Annotated in this window: 19 protein-coding genes; 18 read left to right on the top strand and 1 reads right to left on the bottom strand. The window is 59.4% G+C overall.

Going from position 1 to position 14119, the window contains the following annotated elements; translation table 11 throughout:
* Positions 1-34 precede the first annotated feature (34 nt).
* A complete protein-coding gene (locus GRI34_RS05950; RefSeq protein ID WP_090478840.1) occupies positions 35-292 on the bottom strand; it encodes a hypothetical protein in 258 nt (85 codons plus the stop codon).
* 528 nt (positions 293-820) lie between these two features.
* Between GRI34_RS05950 and GRI34_RS05945 the strand changes: the two genes are divergently transcribed.
* The 18 genes from GRI34_RS05945 to rpmC all read left to right on the top strand — a co-directional run bounded on the left by GRI34_RS05945 (position 821) and on the right by rpmC (position 14111).
* The gene (locus tag GRI34_RS05945; protein ID WP_160595156.1) at positions 821-1930 is read left to right on the top strand and encodes a hypothetical protein; all 1110 of its coding nucleotides are present in this window, start codon (positions 821-823) and stop codon (positions 1928-1930) included.
* 29 nt (positions 1931-1959) lie between these two features.
* The gene (locus GRI34_RS05940) at positions 1960-2235 is read left to right on the top strand and encodes a hypothetical protein (protein WP_160595155.1); all 276 of its coding nucleotides are present in this window, start codon (positions 1960-1962) and stop codon (positions 2233-2235) included.
* A 926-nt stretch (positions 2236-3161) separates the two neighbouring features.
* Positions 3162-3416, top strand: coding sequence for a cold-shock protein (locus GRI34_RS05935; RefSeq protein ID WP_160595154.1), 255 nt, complete (start codon positions 3162-3164; stop codon positions 3414-3416).
* A 69-nt stretch (positions 3417-3485) separates the two neighbouring features.
* Positions 3486-3920 (top strand): hypothetical protein, encoded by a 435-nt coding sequence (locus GRI34_RS05930; RefSeq protein WP_160595153.1) that lies wholly within the window; start codon positions 3486-3488, stop codon positions 3918-3920.
* A 339-nt stretch (positions 3921-4259) separates the two neighbouring features.
* Complete coding sequence (gene rpsL, locus GRI34_RS05925; RefSeq protein WP_006831873.1) at positions 4260-4631, top strand: 30S ribosomal protein S12; 372 nt, start codon at positions 4260-4262, stop codon at positions 4629-4631.
* Positions 4632-4655: 24 nt separating this feature from the next.
* A complete protein-coding gene (rpsG, locus tag GRI34_RS05920) occupies positions 4656-5126 on the top strand; it encodes a 30S ribosomal protein S7 (RefSeq protein WP_160595152.1) in 471 nt (156 codons plus the stop codon).
* A gap of 120 nt (positions 5127-5246) precedes the next feature.
* Positions 5247-7340 (top strand): elongation factor G, encoded by a 2094-nt coding sequence (gene fusA / locus GRI34_RS05915; RefSeq protein WP_160595151.1) that lies wholly within the window; start codon positions 5247-5249, stop codon positions 7338-7340.
* Between the two features lie 92 nt (positions 7341-7432).
* Entirely contained in the window at positions 7433-8608 is a 1176-nt protein-coding gene (gene tuf, locus GRI34_RS05910; RefSeq protein WP_160595150.1) for an elongation factor Tu, read from the top strand.
* 314 nt (positions 8609-8922) lie between these two features.
* Entirely contained in the window at positions 8923-9234 is a 312-nt protein-coding gene (gene rpsJ / locus GRI34_RS05905) for a 30S ribosomal protein S10 (RefSeq protein ID WP_006831877.1), read from the top strand.
* Positions 9235-9478: 244 nt separating this feature from the next.
* Positions 9479-10315 carry a 50S ribosomal protein L3 gene (gene rplC / locus GRI34_RS05900; protein ID WP_090478815.1) on the top strand — a complete coding sequence of 279 codons (837 nt, stop codon included), beginning with the start codon at positions 9479-9481 and terminating at the stop codon, positions 10313-10315.
* 2 nt (positions 10316-10317) lie between these two features.
* Positions 10318-10941: a 50S ribosomal protein L4 gene (gene rplD / locus GRI34_RS05895; RefSeq protein ID WP_160595149.1), complete on the top strand. Its 624-nt coding sequence runs from the start codon at positions 10318-10320 to the stop codon at positions 10939-10941.
* Positions 10934-11242: a 50S ribosomal protein L23 gene (locus GRI34_RS05890; RefSeq protein ID WP_090478807.1), complete on the top strand. Its 309-nt coding sequence runs from the start codon at positions 10934-10936 to the stop codon at positions 11240-11242. The genes rplD and GRI34_RS05890 overlap by 8 nt, the downstream gene beginning before the upstream one ends.
* Before the next feature lie 14 nt (positions 11243-11256).
* A complete protein-coding gene (rplB, locus tag GRI34_RS05885) occupies positions 11257-12093 on the top strand; it encodes a 50S ribosomal protein L2 (RefSeq protein WP_090478804.1) in 837 nt (278 codons plus the stop codon).
* A 6-nt stretch (positions 12094-12099) separates the two neighbouring features.
* Entirely contained in the window at positions 12100-12375 is a 276-nt protein-coding gene (gene rpsS, locus GRI34_RS05880) for a 30S ribosomal protein S19 (RefSeq protein WP_040963566.1), read from the top strand.
* Positions 12375-12752, top strand: coding sequence for a 50S ribosomal protein L22 (gene rplV, locus GRI34_RS05875; RefSeq protein ID WP_006831883.1), 378 nt, complete (start codon positions 12375-12377; stop codon positions 12750-12752). Before rpsS ends, rplV begins: the two co-directional genes overlap by 1 nt.
* 1 nt (position 12753) lies before the next feature.
* The gene (gene rpsC / locus GRI34_RS05870; RefSeq protein ID WP_100259026.1) at positions 12754-13449 is read left to right on the top strand and encodes a 30S ribosomal protein S3; all 696 of its coding nucleotides are present in this window, start codon (positions 12754-12756) and stop codon (positions 13447-13449) included.
* Positions 13450-13470: 21 nt separating this feature from the next.
* Positions 13471-13905: a 50S ribosomal protein L16 gene (gene rplP / locus GRI34_RS05865; protein ID WP_090478793.1), complete on the top strand. Its 435-nt coding sequence runs from the start codon at positions 13471-13473 to the stop codon at positions 13903-13905.
* Positions 13905-14111, top strand: a complete 207-nt coding sequence (rpmC, locus tag GRI34_RS05860; protein ID WP_090478791.1) for a 50S ribosomal protein L29 — start codon at positions 13905-13907, stop codon at positions 14109-14111. The genes rplP and rpmC overlap by 1 nt, the downstream gene beginning before the upstream one ends.
* Positions 14112-14119: the final 8 nt, after the last annotated feature.

Below are 14119 nucleotides of genomic sequence, written 5' to 3'. Positions count from 1 at the left end.
TTTCGCCTGCGGAGTGAACCGCGGGCTGTGTGGGTTACATGCCTTCGTCGACAGCGTCTTCTGCTGCGTCGCCGGCTTCGCCCATGGCGTCTGCTTCGGCGTCGAGAGCTTCTTCAGCTGCTTCGTCGCCCTGTGCTTCTGCGAGGTCGGCCTGCTCTTCAAGGAGGTCTTCCTGCGATTCAGCCTGCTGCTCGACCAGGTCTTCCTGAGCTTCCTGCTCGCTTTCGGCGCAAGCTGCGAGCGAGAGAGCGGCTGCCGAAGCGGCGACGATTGCCAGTTTGTTGAACTTCATGTGGTATTCCCCTTTATGTGGATTCCGAGCGCGGAAACCCGCGCTTCGACCATACTACGCACTGATGACAAATTTGTGCCACATTTTTTTTCTGTGGTGTGAAATCAGTAGGATGGGGTGGGGGTGCGCCCCTCCAGCTTTGGCGAAATCCGGCGTGCGACCAGCGCGCCGCAAGGGCGACCGCCCGCCGCGCCTAATGGCGCGAAGCCAAGGAGCGCGGACGCGCTCCGCCCGGCGTTTGAGGGACAAAAACAAGAAACTGCGGAGTAGGAAAACAGTTTCTAGCTTGCGAAATTTTGAGCACGATATGCGCCCATCGCTCGGTGATTGGAATTGAAACTCAGGTCAAATCGATGTGGACGACTATCGCTAAAGGCGCTTGTATGTGGTGGGCGCCCGCTTTGGATTGGGAGCGCAACCTGATAGTGCTTATCACCCAATTTTTGGGATCGCGTGACGGTCGAAGTTTGACGAAACAAGCTCCGCTTGCGATGCGGGTGGTCTGTTCGAAGCGGGGAATTTAGTAGAATGCGCGTCGATATTTCGACCCATGTTCTGCGCGAGCAAGACAATATTTATGTTGTTCGGCCGGGAGAGGACTACTGGCTGTTCGACCACTTTCGGCGAAGCAATCGCATTTTTCTCGATTTCCCAGATCTCGATTTGGATCCACTAGAGGAGTTGCCCGAAGATAAGGAGATGCGGCTTCAAGTGGTCCGGTCTCTCGCGATCAGGGATTGGCACGATAATGACAACTTTGGGCCTCGACCCGCTGACGACACTTCAGATTTCGAGGGACAAGATTATCGGCAGCGCCTCGGACGGTACATTGGAGCAATTCGAAAATTGCGCGAATTGCCAGAGGGAACCGTTATCGTGGTGCCGGGCGAGGGTTACTTTGGTGAGGTTCTCATCGGTAAGCTTGTAGGCTTGCCGCATATGCATAGCTGGCAAGCGATATATGATGGCGAGCCTATGCTGGCTCGTAGAGTTAAATGGTTTCGATCAAAACAGCGTGGAACTTTCTCTGATTTGATGAGAGATCGCTTGAGCCGGCCTGATCCCGTCATGCTTCTTGATAGAAGTTTGCGAAAAGAGGTTGTTGCGGCAGGATTTGACCAATACATCTTCGCGGGGACGTTTTCTGCACGTATCAATACGGAAGAGGACGACTTTAACACTCTCAACGAATACTACATTCAATCATTCCTCAACTACATTACAGGGGTGCTGATTGCTGCGGAACAGGGAGTTGAAAATCAGGTTCCCTACGCGGAAGCAATAAACTATCTGCGGGAACACCCTGAACGCGCGATGGAGTTGAAGCTCAATATCAACTCGCGGGGCTTTCAGAGAATTATCGATCATACGGTAGCCCCTTTGGCGACGGTTGCGCTTCTCACTGCTGGCATTGCCTATGGAGCGGATTTAGGAAACGTTGATCTCGCGCAAGCGATTCAAATTGTGAATTCTGCTGCGCCGAACGACGATTGCACGATAGAAGTCGCTCAAAGGGTCGAAAGTGCGCGAGAATTGATGATGCTCGATGATTGGGAGCAGCAGTGTAGGCAATTGCACGACGTCGAAGAAGCGACGGGTCTATCGACGGAGATGGGCGTAGAAGACGATGAGGCCTAGCTCAGGCTTATTGCGGAAGGAATGACAAGTTGAGCGAGGGAAAGGGAGATCGGACTTGGATGTTCGTCAGCATCGTCGCGACAGCGGCGCTAACTGGGCTCGTGACATTTTTGGTCCAATCTTACCTCGACACCAAGGGTCGAGTGGATGATCGCAAGCTTCAGGAGGTGTCTTCGGTTATTGAATCGGGGCAGTCGTACCAAAGTCTATCTGCCGACTTTATGCGGGAATTCACCAAAAATGATACTTACGATATCGAACGGGAAAAGCTTCGGCAGAATGTTGTTCACAATATGCGCTGGTGAACACGGCGAAAAGTCACTTGGACGGTGCGGAATTGAGACGGGCTGAGCGATATCAGGCGCAGTTGGCCCGTCTCTCAAACCTACTCTCCAAAGATTTGCGATTAGAGGAATCTGAAGAAGCAGTTCAGCTGATGGTCGATGTTCTCGCCTCTGAGGCTTGCGTTGCATATGATTTGCGTGGCGAAGTTGACTTGCCCCGAGCATCGAACTTGAAGGCTGAATGCCAGGCTGAGCTTGAGCGATTTTCAGAAGATTGAATTGATGCCCTTCTTTGTGAAGATCATCCCGCCGACCAGCAGGGCTCGAATTCACTCCGGTGATTGTGATCATTGTCGGAATGGGCGAGGTCAGAAAAATCAGGACAAAGGGAACGGACCGACCAAATGGTTTCCCGCTTACCCAGCCACAGGTGTTTCGCTGGATGAGGCTGAGGCTTTCATATCTGCCTTATCCTATCAAGACACGGGTCGTTGCTATTACTGTGTCCAACGAGGCGCATTCCTGTAACATCCCTCTCCCTTGACCCATCCGCCCTCTCACACGATGTGCGCGCCCATCCGGTGAGGGAATCGCCCTGCGCGCCTCCAACGCTGGCCAGATAGAGCTGAACATTGCCGGTCATGACCCGGGGGCCTGTCGCTTATGCGACGAGGCTCTTTTCTATTGCAGCGAACCAGTTTCGCTCGGGGCAGCCGTCAAGGTAACCCGGTGGCTGTGTGGGCCGATGGGTGGAGCGTTTCAGGCCCGGCCAGCTAAACAGCTCCACCGCCTTGTAATCCGGCGAAAACACCCCATCTTAGACTTAGCTACCAGTCGCGATCGACGGTCCCGAGGGCCAGTTGCCCTCTCTTCTTTCCATTTCGCCTTCTAGCCCGCGCACAAGCGGTCGCTGATGAACGCCTGCGCGAAATCGAAGGATTATTTCCATGACACATTATGGCACCATCAAGAACTACGACAGCGGCAAGGGCGAGGGCATGATCACTGCCGAAAAGGGCGGCGATGTGCTGCATTTCGCCAAGGCCGATCTGAGGAAGGAATCTTCCGCTCCCGAGCAGGGCCAGCGCTTCGGCTACGAAACCAAGCAGGTCGACGGCGGAAAGCCGCAGGCAATCAACCTGCGCCAAGAAGAACAGGGCGCGGGCAAGCAGGGTGAACAGGCCAGCAAGCAGCAGGGCTGATGCATGACCTTTCGGGCGCGTCACAAGGATGCGCCCGAATTACCTAACGGTTGCCGCAGGAGGCGAGCCATGGATCTCAATGAACTGCTACACAAGCACCAAATTGCGGTGATGAAGGCTTCGGCTTCCGGCGATACGGCGGCCAAGGACAGTCATTTCGTCAAGGTTGCCGAATACGCCGCACGCATTCGCGGGTTGCGGGACACGTTGTACGCCAGCAAGCCGGATGAACCGGTCAACCGGCCGGAAACGATCATCTACGGCAGCTATGCCGGTGATACCGAACCGCTCAAGCCGCTTGCGCCGGCCATACCCGTCGATCCGGTCAAATCCTGGGAAGACGAAGGCGGCGCGGTCCGCCATCCGGCACAACCGACGCCGCCGCAGATTACCGAGCGTATAGCGCGGTCTTACCATGTGGGGCCTTACGTCTACCAAGACCTCGACCTTGCAGTTGCCGAGCACCTGCGTCAGTTGAGCGCTGAAGAGGGCGGCACGGCTTGACCCATCTCCCCTCTCACACTATGTGCGCGCCCATCCGGTGAGGGAATCGCCCTGTGCGAAACCAACGCTGGCCAGATAGAGCTGAACATTGCCGGTCATGACCCGGGGGCCTGTCGCTGTAGCGATAAGGCTCTTTTCTATTGCAGCGAACCAGTTTCGCTCGGGGCAGCCGTCAAAGTAACCCGGTGGCCGTGTGGGCCGATGGGTGGAGCGTTTCAGGCTCGTGCGAACAGACCGCCCAGGTGCCCTTTGCGGCATCGGTGCGGCGCTTGGCACGAACCCGACGAACCATCCTGAAACCCGCTAGTCGCCGCCATCGAAACGGTGAAGAGAGAACTCATGCCGACTATTAACCAGCTGGTCCGCAAGGGCCGCGTTCCGCAGAAGGCCAAGTCCAAGGTCCCTGCGATGGAGCAGAACCCGCAGAAGCGCGGCGTTTGCACCCGTGTTTACACGACCACTCCGAAGAAGCCGAACTCGGCTCTGCGTAAAGTTGCCAAGGTTCGCCTGACCAACCAGCGCGAAGTCATCTCCTACATTCCGGGCGAAGGCCACAACCTGCAGGAGCACTCCGTTGTGCTCATCCGCGGCGGCCGTGTTCGCGACCTTCCCGGCGTTCGTTACCACGTCCTTCGCGGCGTGCTCGATACGCAGGGCGTCAAGGATCGCAAGCAGTCGCGCTCGAAGTATGGCGCGAAGCGTCCGAAGTAATCCACGGGACTTAGGAGATAATCAATGAGTCGTCGTCGTCGTCCCGAGAAGCGGGAAATCCTGCCTGATCCGAAATTCAACGATCAGGTCCTTTCGAAATTCATGAACAACCTGATGTATGACGGCAAGAAGGCCGTTGCAGAAGGTATCGTCTACACCGCGCTCGACGTGGTCGAGGAAAAGGCAAAGGCCAACCCGGTCGAGCTGTTCCACGCCGCGCTCGACAACATCAAGCCGCAGGTCGAAGTTCGCAGCCGCCGTGTCGGTGGTGCGACCTACCAGGTGCCGGTCGAGGTTCGCCCCGAGCGTGCCCAGGCACTCGCGATCCGCTGGCTGATCGGCGCAGCGCGCGGCCGTCCGGAAACCACCATGGCAGCACGTCTGTCGGGTGAGCTGATGGATGCGGCGAACAACCGCGGCAACGCCGTGAAAAAGCGCGAAGACACGCACCGCATGGCGGACGCGAACCGCGCTTTCTCGCACTACCGCTGGTAAGCCGTTCCGCTTGTGGGGCCGGGGGAGGGCGTTTCCTTCCCCGCGGTCTTCAAGCGGTCACAATGATACCCATATGGGGCTGGAGAATTCGTCTCCTCCCCCAGTCTTAAGGAAAAGCACATGGCTCGCGAATATCCGCTGGAGCGGTACCGCAACATCGGCATCATGGCCCACATTGATGCCGGCAAGACCACCACGACCGAGCGTATCCTTTACTACACCGGCAAGTCCTACAAGATCGGCGAAGTCCACGACGGCGCCGCTACCATGGACTGGATGGAGCAGGAGCAGGAACGCGGCATCACCATCACCTCGGCTGCAACGACCACCTTCTGGTCGGCCGAAGACGGTGAAGGTCCCAAGCACCGCATCAACATCATCGACACGCCCGGACACGTCGACTTCACGATCGAAGTGGAACGCTCGCTGCGCGTACTCGACGGCGCTGTTGCAGTTTTCGACGGCGTCGCCGGCGTAGAACCGCAGTCCGAAACCGTCTGGCGCCAGGCCGACAAGTACGGCGTTCCCCGGATGTGCTTCATCAATAAGTTGGACCGCACCGGTGCTGACTTCTATTACTGCGTACAGTCGATCATCGACCGCCTCGGCGCGACGCCGCTGGTGCTCTATCTCCCGATCGGCGCCGAAAGCGATCTTTCGGGCGTAGTCGATCTCGTCAACATGCGCGGCATCGTCTGGGAAAACGACGGTCTGGGCGCGACGTTCAACTACGTCGACATCCCGGCCGATCTCGCCGACAAGGCTGCCGAATACCGCGAGAAGCTGGTCGAGACCGCCGTCGAACTCGACGACGATGTCATGGAACAGTATCTCGAAGGCAACGAGCCCGATGCAGCAACGCTTAAGCGTCTGATCCGCAAGGGCACCATGGACCGTGCATTCGTGCCGGTCCTGTGTGGCTCGGCGTTCAAGAACAAGGGCGTCCAGCCCCTCCTCGACGCGGTTGTCGACTACATGCCGTCGCCGCTCGACGTTCCGGCCATCAAGGGCGTCCTGCCCGACAGCGACGAAGAGCAGACCCGTCCGTCTTCGGACGAGGCTCCGTTCTCGGCACTCGCCTTCAAGATCATGAACGACCCGTTCGTCGGCTCGCTCACCTTCACCCGCATCTATTCGGGCCAGCTGACCAAGGGCAGTGTCCTGAACTCGGTGAAGGACAAGAAGGAAAAGATCGGCCGCATGCTGCTGATGCACTCGAACAACCGCGAGGACATCGATGAAGCGTTTGCAGGCGACATCGTCGCTATCGCAGGTCTCAAGGAAACCACCACCGGCGACACTCTGTGTGCGTCGAGCGCCCCGATCATCCTGGAGCGTATGGAATTCCCCGAGCCTGTGATCGAGCTGTCGGTCGAACCGAAGACCAAGGCCGACCAGGAAAAGATGGGCGTCGCCCTCAACCGCCTGGCCGCCGAAGATCCGAGCTTCCGCGTCACCACCGACCACGAATCCGGTCAGACGATCATCAAGGGCATGGGCGAGCTTCACCTCGACATCCTCGTCGATCGCATGAAGCGCGAATTCAAGGTCGAGGCGAACGTCGGTGCACCGCAGGTCGCTTATCGCGAATACCTCGGCAAGCCGGTGGACGTGGACTACACCCACAAGAAGCAGTCGGGTGGTTCGGGTCAGTTTGGTCGCGTCAAGCTCAAGGTCACCCCGGGCGAGCGCGGTCAGGGCTTCGTCTTCGAAGACGAGATCAAGGGCGGTAACATTCCGAAGGAATACATCCCCGCGATCGAGAAGGGTCTGCGCGAGCAGGCCGAAAGCGGCCACCTGGTCGGCTTCCCGATCATCGACTTCACGGTCAACCTGTATGACGGTGCCTACCACGACGTCGACTCGAGCGCGATCGCGTTCGAAATCGCCGGTCGCGGCGCTATGCGCGAAGTCGCAGAGCGGGCCGGCATCAAGCTTCTCGAACCGATCATGAAGGTCGAAGTCGTCACTCCCGAGGATTACCTCGGCGACGTCATCGGCGATCTCAACTCGCGTCGTGGCCAGATCCAGGGCACCGACAGCCGCGGCAACGCCCAGGCAGTCGAAGCCTTCGTTCCGCTCGCGAACATGTTCGGTTACGTGAACGAACTGCGCTCCTTCACCCAGGGTCGTGCTCAGTACACGATGCAGTTCAGCCACTACGACGAAGTTCCGGCTAACGTGGCACAGGAAGTCAAGGAGAAGCTTGCGTAAGGCAGCTTCACCGTCTAGGGGCGGCGCCTGATTCCGCGGGCGCCGTTTCTTCCCGCAGAAATCCCAATTTTTAAGACAGAGGTTATTGGAAAATGGCGAAGGAAAAATTCGAGCGCAATAAGCCGCACGTCAACGTTGGCACCATCGGCCACGTCGACCACGGCAAGACCACGCTGACCGCAGCAATCACCAAGGTTCTCGGTTCGGCCGTCGATTTCGCAAACATCGACAAGGCTCCCGAAGAGCGTGAGCGCGGCATCACCATCTCGACCGCACACGTCGAGTACGAAACCGACGCGCGTCACTACGCACACGTCGACTGCCCGGGTCACGCCGACTACGTGAAGAACATGATCACCGGTGCGGCCCAGATGGACGGCGCCATCCTGGTTGTGAACGCAGCTGACGGCCCCATGCCGCAGACCCGCGAGCACATCCTGCTCGCACGTCAGGTCGGCGTTCCGGCTCTGGTCGTTTACATGAACAAGGTCGACCAGGTTGACGACGAGGAAATCCTCGAACTCGTCGAACTGGAAGTTCGCGAACTCCTCAGCGAGTACGGCTTTGACGGCGACAACATCGCCATCGTGAAGGGTTCGGCACTGGCCGCTCTCGAAGGTCGTGATCCGGAAATCGGTGAAAACTCGATCAAGGAACTGATGGACGCGGTCGACACCAACATCCCGCAGCCCGATCGTCCGGTCGACAAGGACTTCCTGATGCCGATCGAAGACGTGTTCTCGATCTCGGGTCGCGGTACGGTTGTCACCGGCCGTGTCGAAACCGGCGTTGTGAACGTTGGCGACGAAGTCGAAATCGTCGGCATCAAGGACACTGCGAAGACGACCGTCACCGGCGTCGAAATGTTCCGCAAGCTGCTTGACCGTGGTGAAGCAGGCGACAACATCGGTGCCCTGATCCGCGGCGTTGGCCGTGAAGAAGTCGAGCGTGGCCAGGTTCTCGCTAAGCCGGGTTCGGTTACGCCGCACACCGAGTTCAGCGCAGAAGTCTACGTCCTTTCGAAGGACGAAGGCGGCCGTCACACGCCGTTCTTCGCGAACTACCGTCCGCAGTTCTACTTCCGCACCACCGACGTCACCGGCGAAGTGATCCTTCCCGAAGGCACCGAAATGGTGATGCCGGGCGACAACGTGACGATCGACGTCAAGCTGATTGCACCGATCGCTATGGACCAGGGTCTGCGCTTCGCAATCCGCGAAGGTGGCCGTACGGTCGGCTCGGGTGTTGTCGGCACCATCAAGAAGTAAGCTTTTGCTTCAATGGCAGGCCCGTCCTTCCTTTCGGGGAAGGGCGGGCCTTCCACTTTTCTGGGGTTTGCGGTCGGTGCTGAGGCACGGTTGATCGCACCACGATCCCGCTAGTTGGATTTGGCGGAAATCGGGGGTTGCCAGATGCGGGTGTCACCCGTATATGCGCGCCCACAGACAGAGATTCGTCTCTGATTTATCGAATTCATGGAAGGTCGCTCGTTCCGGGAAACCGGGTCCAATGCGAGGCGGACCTTTCTTTTTGTTTGCGGGTCACCCCCGGCCCGCTTGGCTCTTTCGCATCGGTGTAGGTAATGGAAGCACAGAATATCCGCATTCGCCTCAAGGCGTTCGACCATCGCGTTCTCGACCAGGCAACTGGTGAAATCGCAGACACCGCACGTCGTACGGGTGCCCTTATTCGTGGTCCCATTCCCATGCCGACGCGCATCGAGAAGTTCACCGTGAACCGCGGCCCGCACATCGACAAGAAGTCGCGCGAGCAGTTCGAGGTGCGCACCTACAAGCGTCTGCTCGACATCGTGCAGCCCAACGCCCAGACCGTCGACGCGCTCATGAAGCTCGACCTCGCGGCTGGCGTGAACGTTGAGATCAAGCTGGCCTAAGCCACTGATCCGGTCCCCGGCAGGACTTTAAAGCAGCCGGAAGTTAAAGGGGCGCTCGATAGCCCCGCCGGATCGCAAGATCAGGCAAGACATCGGGATACCGCCGGGCATCAGCCCGGGACTGCGTCCCCCGTCTGCTTCCTTCTCGGAAGCAATCAGCCCGGACGGGGGCACGCATCACATCATCGGGCTGGCAAGCACCCTGGGGATGGGCCTCTGGGTGCCTCTGTTGAGGAGTTTGACGATGCGCACAGGCGTGATCGCAAAGAAAGTCGGGATGACCCGCCTCTTCCAGGAGGACGGACGGCACGTACCCGTGACCGTTCTTTCGCTGGAAGATTGCCAGGTCACCGCACATCGCACGCAGGACCGTGACGGCTATTACGGCGTCCAGGTCGGTTCGGGCGAAGCGAAGCAGAAGAACGTAAACAAGCCGCAGCGCGAAGCTTTTGCGAAGGCAGAAGTCGGGCTGAAAATGAAGGTCGCAGAATTCCGCGTCGACAGCGAAGAAGCTCTGCTTCCGGTCGGCGCTCGCATTTCTGCCGAGCACTTCATCGCCGGCCAGAAGGTCGACATCACCGGTCACACGCAGGGTAAGGGCTTTGCCGGCGCCATGAAGCGTTGGGGCTTCGGTGGTCTGCGTGCCACCCACGGTGTCTCGATCTCGCACCGCTCGCACGGTTCGACGGGTAACCGTCAGGATCCGGGCCGCGTGTTCAAGGGCAAGAAGATGGCCGGCCACATGGGCGACCGTCAGCGTACCCAGCAGAACCTCGAAATCGTGCGCACCGACGCCGATCGCGGTCTTCTTTTCGTCAAGGGTTCGGTCCCGGGCGCGAAGAATGGCTGGCTCATGGTTCGCGATGCCGTGAAGGTTGCTCCGGCCGAGGAACTGCCGTTCCCGGGCGTCATGCGCCGCAACCAGGACGAGTTCGCTTCGCAGGAAGCTGACGCCGGTCTGGTCGAAAGCGCAGCCGAGCACGAAGTGAACACCGAGGTGGACGCCGAAACTCAGGCGAAGCTTCTCGCACAGCAGGAAGCTGGTGCCGAGGGCGATGCCACCGATAGCAAGGAGTCCTGATCGTGAAGGTCAAGGTCCAGAAAATCGACGGTAAGGCGTCGGGCGACATCGAACTGAACGCAGATGTGTTCGGTCTCGAACCGCGTGCCGACATCCTTCACCGCGTAGTAACGTGGCAGCTCGAAAACCGCCGCGGCACTGCACGCCCCACGCGTGAGCGTTCGGACGTTGCCCGCACGGGCAAGAAGTTCGGTCGCCAGAAGGGTTCGGGCGGCGCACGTCACGGCGATCGTGGCGCTCCGATCTTTATCGGCGGTGGTAAGGCTCATGGCGCGCGCAAGCGTGACTTCGAGCAGTCGCTGAACAAGAAGATCCGCGCTCTCGGCCTCAAGATGGCTCTCTCGAGCAAGGCGAAGGACGGCCTCGTCGTCGTCGACAGCCTCGAGCTCAAGGACGCCAAGACCAAGGCGCTGAAGGGTGTGTTCGACAAGAATGGCTGGAACGGCAAGGTCCTGGTCATCGACGGCGAAAGCGTGAACGACGGCTTCAAGAAGGCCGCCGGAAACCTGCCGGGCGTGAACGTCCTGCCCGCCATGGGCGCCAACGTTTACGACATCCTGAAGCACGACACGCTGGTCCTCACCAAGGACGCGGTCGAAAAGCTGGAGGGCCGTTTCAATGGCTAAGAAGCAGGCAGTAGACGCGCGTCACTACGACGTCGTGCTCGCACCGCACATCACCGAAAAGTCGACCCTTGCTTCCGAGCATAACGCGGTCGTCTTCAAAGTGGCCAATGACGCAACGAAGCCGCAGATCAAGGAAGCCATCGAGGCGATCTTTGATGTGAGCGTGACGGGCGTCAACACGATCAATGTCAAGGGCAAGACCAAGCGTTGGCGCGGTAAGCCCTACAAGCGCAACGACGTGAAGAAGGCTGTCGTCACCCTGAAGGACGGCGATAGCATCGACGTCACCAGCGGTATCTGAGGGGCTAGGAAACAATGGCACTCAAGAACTACAAACCGACGAGCCCCGCGCGCCGCGGCCTCATCCTCGTCGACAAGTCGGGCCTGTACAAAGGCAAGCCCGTCAAGTCGCTCACGGAAGGCAAGCGCAAGACCGGTGGCCGGAACAACAAGGGCCATGTCACCTCGCGTGGCATCGGCGGCGGTCACAAGCAGAAGTACCGCTTCATCGACTTCAAGCGTCGCAAGTGGGACGTTGAAGGCACCGTGGAACGGATCGAATACGATCCCAACCGCACCGCTTTCATCGCACTCGTGAAGTACGAAGACGGCGAGCAGGCCTACATCCTCGCTCCGCAGCGTCTCGCTGTCGGTGACAAGGTGATCGCAGCCGAAAAGGCCGACACCAAGCCCGGCAACGCAATGCTGCTCGGCCAGATGCCGGTCGGTACGATCTGCCACAACGTGGAAATGAAGCCGGGCAAGGGCGGTCAGATCGCTCGCGCTGCAGGTTCCTATGTCCAGCTGGTCGGTCGTGACCGCGGCATGGTCATCGTGCGTCTCAACAGCGGCGAGCAGCGTTACCTGCGCGCCGACTGCATGGGCACCGTTGGCGCCGTGTCGAACCCAGACAACCAGAACCAGAACCTGGGCAAGGCCGGTCGTCGTCGCTGGATGGGCATCAAGCCGCTGACGCGCGGTGTCGCCAAGAACCCGGTCGATCACCCGCACGGTGGTGGTGAAGGCCGCACCAGCGGTGGCCGTCATCCCGTCACTCCGTGGGGTAAGCCGACCAAGGGCGCCCGCACCCGCAAGAACAAGCAGACGGACAAGTTCATTATCCGTTCGCGTCACGCGAAGAAGAAGAGGTAATCCGACATGGCTCGTTCCGTCTGGAAAGGTCCGTTCGTCGAACTCAGCCTTCTGAAGAAGGCCGAAGAGGCTCAGGACGCAAGCAATGCCAAGCCGATCAAGACCTGGTCGCGCCGCAGCACTATCCTGCCCCAGTTCGTCGGTCTCACGTTCAACGTGTACAACGGCCACAAGTTCATCCCCGTAGCCGTTTCGGAAGAAATGGTCGGCCACAAGCTTGGTGAATTCGCGCCCACGCGCACGTTCCCGGGTCACGCTGCCGACAAGAAGGGTAAGCGCTGATGAGCAAGCAGAAAGCTCCCCGTCGCGTCGCCGACAACGAGGCTCTGGCAGTAGGCACCACCATTCGTGGTTCCGCGCAGAAGCTGAACCTCGTTGCCGAGCTTATCCGCGGCAAGAAGGCCGAAGAGGCCCTCAACATCCTGGCCTTCTCGAAGAAGTCGATGGCCAAGGATGCCACGAAGGTTCTCGCCTCGGCGATCGCCAACGCGGAAAACAACCACAACCTCGATGTCGACTCGTTGGTCGTAGCCGAGGCTTCGGTAGGCAAGTCGATCACGATGAAGCGCTTCCACACCCGTGGTCGCGGCAAGTCGACGCGCATCCTGAAGCCGTTCAGCCGCCTTCGGATCGTCGTTCGCGAGCAGGAAGAGGCGTAAGATGGGCCATAAGAGCAATCCGATCGGTCTGCGCCTGCAGATCAACCGCACCTGGGACAGCCGCTGGTACGCCGAAGGGCGCGACTACGCGAAGCTGCTGAGCGAAGACATCGAGATCCGCAAGTACATCCTCAAGAACGCAGCTCAGGCTGCAATCTCGAAGGTTGTGATCGAGCGTCCGGCCAAGTTGTGCCGCGTTTCGATCTATGCTGCGCGTCCCGGCGTCATCATCGGCAAGAAGGGCGCGGACATCGAAAAGCTGCGTGCGCAGCTGTCGAAGATGACCGAAAGCGAAGTGAAGCTGAACATCGTCGAGATCCGCAAGCCGGAAGTCGATGCGAAGCTCGTCGCACAGGGCATTGCCGATCAGCTGATCCGCCGTGTCGCATTCCGTCGCGCTATGAAGCGCGCCATGCAGTCGGCCATGCGCCTTGGTGCCGAAGGCATCAAGATCATGTGTGGCGGCCGTCTTGGCGGTGCAGAAATCGCACGTGTCGAACAGTATCGCGAAGGCCGCGTGCCGCTGCACACGCTGCGCGCCAACATCGATTACGCTGAAGCCGAAGCACTGACCGCTTACGGCATCATCGGAATCAAGGTGTGGGTCTTCAAGGGTGAGATCCTCGGCCATGACCCGACCGCGCAGGACCGTCTCATGATGGAATCGCAGACGTCCGGCGTCCGTCCGGCTCGCTGATTGCAGGATTAGGAAAGAACCATGCTGCAACCGAAGAAAACCAAGTACCGCAAGGCGTTCAAGGGCAAGATCCATGGCAACGCCAAGGGCGGCACCACGCTGAACTTCGGCTCGTACGGCCTCAAGGCCCTCGAGCCCGAGCGTATCACCGCACGCCAGATTGAAGCTGCGCGTCGTGCGATCACGCGTCACATCAAGCGTCAGGGCCGTCTCTGGATCCGCGTCTTCCCCGATGTGCCGGTATCGAAAAAGCCTGCCGAAGTCCGTCAGGGTAAGGGTAAGGGCTCCGTCGAATACTGGGCCGCTCGCGTAAAGCCGGGCCGTATTCTGTTCGAACTCGACGGCGTTGCTGGCCCGCTGGCCGCCGAAGCGTTCAGCCGCGCAGCCATGAAGCTGCCGGTAAAGACCAAGGTTGTTGCCCGTCTGGGTGACTCCTCGCACCTGGGAGGCGAATGATGAGCAAGATCGAAGATCTGCGCCAGAAGAGCGACGACCAGCTGGCAGAGGAACTGACCAACCTGAAGCGTGAGCAGTTCAACCTGCGCTTCCAGGCTGCGACGAACCAGCTCGAAGCGCCCGCCCGCATCCGCGAAGTCCGCCGCTCGATCGCCAAGATCAAGACGCTGCAGACCGAGCGCGCCAGCGCCGCTGCCAAGGCTTAAGGAGTAGA

The sequence above is a fragment of the Qipengyuania aquimaris genome, from assembly GCF_009827445.1.
Taxonomy (GTDB): Bacteria; Pseudomonadota; Alphaproteobacteria; order Sphingomonadales; family Sphingomonadaceae; genus Qipengyuania; species Qipengyuania aquimaris.
This window is presented reverse-complemented; position numbering and strand designations above follow the sequence as displayed.